The following is a 323-nucleotide window of genomic DNA, read 5'->3' on the forward strand; positions in this document are numbered from 1 at the left end:
CTTTGTACAACAAGATGATACAACAAAGCGTATAACCATTGGAGCAAAAGAAGAAGGCAGTGAAATCAATATTGCCAACAAGAATAATGAAGATCGTGCACTTTCCGGTGTGAAGGAAGCGACAAAGAATAATGAAGCTGTTAACAAAGCTCAGCTTGATACAAATATCAAGAAAGTTGAGGAGAAATTAGCAGAGGCAGTTGGTAATGTGACACAACAAGTTCAGGGCGATGCTTTATTGTGGAGCAATACTGATAACGCCTTTGTAGCAGATCATAAGAAGGATGGAGTAAAAACAAAGAGTAAGATTACCCATCTTTCGG

The 323-nt window shown here is 38.7% G+C and carries 1 pseudogene; it reads left to right on the forward strand.

The features are described from left to right. A pseudogene (locus tag ACFINC_RS11285) lies at positions 1–323 on the forward strand (hypothetical protein); the annotation flags it as partial.

Origin of the sequence: Bartonella sp. AP58NXGY (genome assembly GCF_042195785.1) — a bacterium.
Lineage (GTDB): Bacteria > Pseudomonadota > Alphaproteobacteria > Rhizobiales > Rhizobiaceae > Bartonella.